The organism is Carboxydocella sp. JDF658 (genome assembly GCF_002049395.1).
Lineage (GTDB): Bacteria > Bacillota.
In genome coordinates this window covers 1-213 of sequence record NZ_BDLR01000212.1, presented here as the reverse complement: position 1 = coordinate 213, position 213 = coordinate 1, and the positions used below count along the sequence as shown (strand labels likewise).

General features: G+C 56.8%; 1 pseudogene. It reads left to right on the top strand.

Annotated elements, in window-relative coordinates:
• A pseudogene (locus tag JDF658_RS13860) lies at window positions 1–213 on the top strand (IS200/IS605 family accessory protein TnpB-related protein); the annotation flags it as partial.

Below are 213 nucleotides of genomic sequence, written 5' to 3'. Positions count from 1 at the left end.
AAGGCAGAGGAAAAGGGGGCTGCTTCAGAAGTTATTGAAAAGCTCCGCCTGGCAGTCAAGGGGCGGAACAAGCGGGTGGTTTCACTCGCAAAAAGGCTGGCTGAACTGAAGGATTACCAGGAGAAGGGGACAATACCAGAGGTAGTCTTTGGGGGCAGAAGGCTGTGGGAAAAGGTCTGCCAGGGCCGGGCCGCCCGTGAAAAATGGCGGCAC